The sequence below is a fragment of the Clostridium tanneri genome (assembly GCF_033659955.1).
GTDB classification, from domain to species: domain Bacteria; phylum Bacillota; class Clostridia; order Clostridiales; family Clostridiaceae; genus Clostridium_AM; species Clostridium_AM tanneri.
The window spans coordinates 101,915-108,195 of record NZ_JARUJP010000014.1; the positions used below are offsets into that span (position 1 = coordinate 101,915).

At 30.8% G+C, this 6,281-nt stretch carries 7 protein-coding genes; 5 read left to right on the forward strand and 2 right to left on the reverse strand.

Annotated elements, in window-relative coordinates:
* Positions 1–62 precede the first annotated feature (62 nt).
* The 4 genes from P8V03_RS12690 (at position 63) to P8V03_RS12705 (ending at position 3,806) form a co-directional block, all read left to right on the forward strand.
* Positions 63–788, forward strand: coding sequence for an ABC transporter ATP-binding protein (locus P8V03_RS12690; protein WP_318798375.1), 726 nt, complete (start codon positions 63–65; stop codon positions 786–788).
* Positions 775–1,527: an ABC transporter permease gene (locus P8V03_RS12695; RefSeq protein WP_261670301.1), complete on the forward strand. Its 753-nt coding sequence runs from the start codon at positions 775–777 to the stop codon at positions 1,525–1,527. The genes P8V03_RS12690 and P8V03_RS12695 overlap by 14 nt, the downstream gene beginning before the upstream one ends.
* Before the next feature lie 73 nt (positions 1,528–1,600).
* Positions 1,601–3,043: a sensor histidine kinase gene (locus tag P8V03_RS12700; RefSeq protein WP_318798376.1), complete on the forward strand. Its 1,443-nt coding sequence runs from the start codon at positions 1,601–1,603 to the stop codon at positions 3,041–3,043.
* Between the two features lie 67 nt (positions 3,044–3,110).
* Positions 3,111–3,806 carry a response regulator transcription factor gene (locus tag P8V03_RS12705; protein ID WP_261670303.1) on the forward strand — a complete coding sequence of 232 codons (696 nt, stop codon included), beginning with the start codon at positions 3,111–3,113 and terminating at the stop codon, positions 3,804–3,806.
* A gap of 51 nt (positions 3,807–3,857) precedes the next feature.
* Here the strand turns inward: P8V03_RS12705 and P8V03_RS12710 are convergent, their stop codons facing one another.
* Positions 3,858–4,898, reverse strand: a complete 1,041-nt coding sequence (locus tag P8V03_RS12710; protein WP_318798377.1) for an Ig-like domain-containing domain — start codon at positions 4,896–4,898, stop codon at positions 3,858–3,860.
* Between the two features lie 213 nt (positions 4,899–5,111).
* Complete coding sequence (locus tag P8V03_RS12715; protein ID WP_261670305.1) at positions 5,112–5,573, reverse strand: Lrp/AsnC family transcriptional regulator; 462 nt, start codon at positions 5,571–5,573, stop codon at positions 5,112–5,114.
* A 366-nt stretch (positions 5,574–5,939) separates the two neighbouring features.
* Between P8V03_RS12715 and P8V03_RS12720 the strand changes: the two genes are divergently transcribed.
* Positions 5,940–6,281: Glu/Leu/Phe/Val dehydrogenase dimerization domain-containing protein (locus tag P8V03_RS12720; protein WP_318798378.1), on the forward strand; the 342-nt coding region annotated here is incomplete at its 3' end.

Below are 6,281 nucleotides of genomic sequence, written 5' to 3' on the forward strand. Positions count from 1 at the left end.
TCTAAAAACTTACGCTAGACAGTTGTTCCAAAGAATAGCTTATTAAGCTTGGAGGTATTAAAATGGAAAAAGTAATAGAGATTAAAAATCTATCTAAGTTATACAAAAACGGAAGAGGTATAAGTGATATTAACTTAGATATACATAAAGGAGATATCTTTGGATTTTTAGGACCTAATGGTTCAGGAAAAACTACAACAATGAAAATCATGACCGGTCTTATAAAACCAGATAGTGGTGATGTTAAAATTTTAGGCCACAGCATTTCAGAAGAATTTGAATTAGCTATGGAAAAAGTAAGCTGCATCATAGAAACTGCTGAATCTTACTCTTACTTAACAGCCTTTGAAAACTTAAAACAATTTTCAAGATACTATAAAGATATCGACAATAATAGAATTGAAGAAGTCTTGGAACTTACCGGGCTATTAAAATATAAGGATGAAAAGCCAAAGAAGTTTTCCTTAGGAATGAAACAAAGGCTTGGAATTGCCGCTGCAATATTGTCTAAACCGGAAGTGATTATTCTAGACGAGCCTTTAAATGGTCTAGATGTTGAAGGTATGATTCAAATGAGGAATATTATAAAGGATCTTGCAGAGAAAGAAAACACAACCTTTTTTATCTCCAGCCATCTTATTCACGATGTTGAGTTAACCTGTACAAGTATTGGTGTTTTATATAATGGAAGAATGCTAAATGTAGACAGTACTAAAAATATACTGAATAGCTATGCTTCCCTTGAAAATTACTTTATAAGCGAGGTAGAAAGAAATGGTAGGATTTAAAGCAGCTTTAATTAATGAAATTGAAAAACTATATAAGAAAAAGAAAGTTTTGGTGGCAGCCATAGTATCACTGCTTTTTATAGTGTTAGGTCAACTATCTATTGTTGGCTTAAGAAGTGGCTTTGGTGTTCGCGGAGTTTCTAGTACAGATTTTCCGCTACTAGTACTTTCTGTGGTAGTAAATACAATTCTTCCTCTATTTACAGCCCTTGTAACTATAGATGCTTTTTCCGGAGAATATTCACAAAACACCATGAAGATTGCACTAACACGACCAATCACCAGATTAAAATTTTTCACTGCAAAGATTACTGCTGTAATGCTCTTTGTAGCAGTTAACCTAATATTTGTGATGTTTTTTTCAACTATAGCTAGCTTTATTTTTAATTCAAGTTCCTTCAAAGCTTTAGATATTATAAAAATAATAATTTCTTACTTAGTAACCTTGCTTCCTATGATGGTTTTAGTACTATTCATTGTACTTTTTACAAACATATTAAAAAGTGGAATAAGTGTATTTTTTGTAACTATTCTTCTATTTATGGTTTTCAAAACTTTAGGAATTGTTTTTTCCAGTTATTCTGGCATATTGTTTACAAGCATGATGAACTGGTATAACCTATGGATTATTAGTGATGTTTCCTTTATAAAAATTCTACGTCAGTTTATGATGTTGCTTAGTTATGTTATACTATTATTTACAGGAAGCTATTACTTGTTTGACAAGAAAGAGTTTTAGAATAGTAGGTCAATTGAACTGCAGCCCTTTATACCAAACTTTAAAATTTCTATAAGTGATATAAGGTGAAAAAATGGAAGTAAAAAAACGTATGATTATCTTTAATACCATAACTGTTATAACACCCTTTATAGTTGCCGCTTTAACGGCTTTCATATTTGTACTTGTATCATCAAAGGTTTTTAATACAAATATTAATTATGATAACTTTAGAAAACTGGCTGCTACAAGGTACGAATTATTAAATACGATAAAAGATTTATCTAGGTCAAATCCTGAACATTTAGAGGATGTTGAGTTTCAAAAGTACTTATATGGAAAACTTTCTAATATTGATGGTGAGATTTTAATAGTAAAAAATAATACAGTTATATTTGGAACAAAGGATATAAATAAAATCGACATAGAAAAATCCTTGGACACTGTAAAAGATGAGACCTTAAAAAATGTAGTAAAAATAAATAATGACTCTTATATGGTTGAAGCTGCTTCACTTACCTTTAAAGATGAGTCTACAGGTAATGTAATATTATTAGCTCCCGTTGGAAAGGAACCGAATATCTTTGGGAGGTTTATACTAGTAGTTTTAGGTATTTTTTTTATTTCCTTTATAGGCACCAACTTGTTTATGTCCTATCTCTTTTCAAAAAGAATAGTAAGCCCTATAGGTCAATTAAAAAAAGCTACCGCTGAAATCAGTAAAGGTGATTTAAATTCTCAAATTATGGAGATCGGTGACAATGAGATTAAAGAATTGTGTGCAGATTTTGAAAAAATGAGAGTACAGCTTAAAGATTCTATCCGTATGAAAATGAAATATGATGACAATAGAAAAATGTTAATTTCTAGTATATCTCACGATTTAAAAACTCCTATAACTTCTATAAAAGGGTATGTAGAAGGTATTTTAGACGGCGTAGCAAATACTCCTGAAAAAAAGGACCGCTATTTAAAAACTATCTATTCAAAAGCAGAACAAATTGATATTATGATTGATGATTTGCTTTTATATTCCAAACTGGATTTAAATCAAATTCCATTTAACTATGAAAAGACAGATATTGTTGAATACTTTAGCTATTGCATCCATGAAAGCGGTCCAGAGCTGGAAAAATCCAACATTCACATACAGTTACATAATGCTCTTCAAAACTCAAAGTATGTTATGATAGATAGAGAAAGAATGAGAAGAGTTATTGTTAATATTATTGATAACTCTCGTAAATACATGGATAAAGCTGAAGGGCAAATAGATATTTTGCTGAGAGAAACCAATCTAAGTATTATAGTTGAAATAAAGGATAACGGAGTTGGAATCCATAAGGATGACGCAAACAAAATATTTAATAGATTTTATAGAGCTGATTTAGCACGAAGCGGCACAACAGGAAGCGGATTGGGCCTTGCCATTGCAAAGCAAATCGTAGAAGGACATAAAGGGAAAATATGGGCTGTAGGTCATGGTAGTGAAGGGACTAGTATAATACTATCATTAGCAAAGGTAAAAGACCTCTAATCATATTTGTTCTATACCAGTATATAGGTGTTACTGGTAAAAATAACTTTGAACTGGGGATGATTGTGTGAAAAGAATTTTAGTAGTTGAAGATGACCTAAGTATAGCTGAACTTCAAAAGGACTACTTAGAACTGGAGGGTTTTGAAGTTACTATATGCACAGACGGAGTACAAGGTCTAAATGCTATAAAAGAAAATGAATTTGACTTATTAATTCTTGATATTATGCTGCCTAAAGTTGACGGCTTTAGTATTTTACGAAGCATTCAGGATATTAAAGACATTCCTGTTCTGCTAGTTTCAGCTAAAAAAGAAGAAATTGATAAAATTAAAGGTCTTACCCTAGGTGCTGACGACTATATTACCAAACCCTTCAGCCCTGGCGAACTGGTAGCTAGAGTTAAATCTCATATTCAAAACTATGAGAGAATAAAGAGTAAATTTGCCTCAAAGGTTAAAACTAAAAGAATAATCATAAGAGGCTTAGAATTAGTTAAGGACTCAAGGCAGGCCTTTGTAAATGGTAAGGAAATTAGCCTAGCTCAAAAGGAATTTGATTTACTGCTTTATTTAGCTGAAAATCCTAACAGAGTGTTCAGCAGAGATGAGTTATTTGAAAAAATCTGGGGTTTAGATGCCCTTGGAGATACTTCCACTGTTACAGTACACATTGGAAGAATAAGGGAAAAAATAGAGTCATCTCCTTCTAATCCTCAATACATAGAAACTGTTTGGGGAGCTGGATATAAGCTTAGAATATAAATGTCCTCTGGGTACATATTCCCAGAGGACATTTTTATATTTGAATATCTTTTACTTTACACTAAAGTCTTTTTGCACAGAGGTTGTAAGGTTCTTACCATCGGCAGATTTAACGTTATCTCCAATTAGAATAGAATAACTCTCCCCTTTTTTAAATCCATCCTTAACTTCAATAATAACTTCATTAGTATTTGAGCTATAGGATACTTCTGCATCTATTACATTGTTTTTAGAATCTATAACAGATATATTTTCTGAATTTATAGTATCTGGATTTATCTGCTTAGTAAATCTTATTTTCCAGCTCTTTTTAGCTGCATCAATTTTTTCTTCTTCCATTACTTTTTTATTTGTTTTGCTCTTTAAGGCATCAACCTTTTTTTGTTGTATAGTTCCTAGCTTGCTAATTGACTCTTGAACTTCCTTCACTAAAGCTTCTGTTCTAGTGTTTAACTCAGCTATTTGAGGATTATCTACAGTAGATATTCTGCCAAGCTGTCTCTTCACAGTATTAAGTCTATTCATAACAGCATTTAGCTTACCGTAAAAGCTATTATTAGTTTCTTCGTCTTCATTTTCATACTCTTCTTCAAAATCATCACTTAAATCCTGCTCATCAGCATCTACTTCTGAAGAATTTTCTATATCCTCATCACTATTTGATACACTTGCTTCATCTGTACTTTCTGTATCATTTGAATCAACAATTGCATCCTCCTTGGATGTATCTTCTAATTTCTCTGTGCTGTCTGCTTCTGCAGCCTCATCATTTTGTCCTAAAGTTCCATCTATTGAGCTTCCAGTAGTTGTTTCTGCAGGCTCCTCTATGTTATTAAAATAACTATCCATCTTTTCATTGATTTTATATAGTGTCTTTTCAATATGGTCTAACCTTTGATCAATTATACGTGCTTCCTTTGAAACTTTTTTATTAGCTTTGTCCTGTTTTTTATTGTCTTTCTCCTCTTTTTGTTGGACCTTAGCCCCTTTTTTATCACTGAAATCCGGTTTAGCCGCTAATACAGTACCTGTTGAAAAGGTGGTTGCTACTAAAACTGCTAAAATCATTAACTTAATATTCTTCCTATTCATTTAAACACCCTCCTTAGGAACATATAACTATGTATCCAATAAATTCATAGTTTATTATCGTCTAACCCTTTTAGAACTTTATCTAGTTGAATCGTTAAATTTTAATGTTTTTTTAAATTTTGTTAATAAAAAAATTAACATTCCTAAAAGTTCCAGTTATTGTAGCTGAAAATTATCTATATTTTCATAGGAGGTTTAAATAAATTAATGTACTTATAAATAGTCTTCTTCCTTTGGCATTATAGAATAATTATTTTTAATAGTTGATAAAGTAACGGTAGTCTTTGTTTTTGCAATTCCGCTCATACCTTTAATTTTGTTTAGAATTGCTTCAAGAGTTTCTGTATTTTCTGTAATGATTTTTAATACATAATCATAATCTCCAGCAACATAATGACACTCTATTATTTCATCCTCTTTCTGAATTGCTTCTAAGAACTTAGTAGTATATTTTGGAGATTCTAAAGTAATAAACATGATAACTGCTAAATTTCTATTTAGTTTTTTTCCATTGATGATTATTGTATATTTTTCTATTACTCCAGAGGCATCCAGTTTTCTTAACCTATCACTTACTGCTGGAACAGACAGGTTAACTCTACTACTTATTTCAGACGCTGTAATTCTGGCATTATTTTGTAATAATTTTAGTATTTTAATATCTAAACTATCCATATTGACACCTCTCTAACTAATTAATTAATAGGATAATACTCTTAACTTTGTTTAATAAATAACAATCAAACCTTTAAAGTTTAACCTATCATAAAAGATTATAACAGATTAATAGGCAATAATCTATTTTTCACCTAAAAAATTTAGTCAATAACATTTTTCAACCTTAAATTTATAATCCGCATAAGGCTGTAAACATTATCAGGCACAATAAATTTAGGCAAAATTAACCTAAAACATTAATTATTATCGAAATTGAATGTATACGTTTAAATTAATTTTAAATTGTAGTATTATAAAGGCGAGCAATAAATTACAGATATTTTTTCAATAAATTATAGATTAATTATTTGGGGGTTGAAAACAATGACTAATGAAAAAGTAACTAGTTACATTAATGGAGTAATTGAAAACGTTAAGAAAAGAAACGGTAATGAACCTGAATTCCTTCAAACTGTTGAAGAAGTTTTAGCTTCATTAGGACCAGTACTTGAAAAACATCCAGAATACATCGAAGAAAATCTTTTAGAGAGATTCTGCGAGCCAGAAAGACAAATCATGTTCAGAGTTCCATGGGTTGATGATGCTGGAAAGTTACAAGTTAACAGAGGTTTCAGAGTTCAATTTAACGGAGCTATAGGACCTTACAAGGGAGGATTAAGATTCCATCCTACAGTTTATATAGGAATAATCAAATTCCTAGGTTTC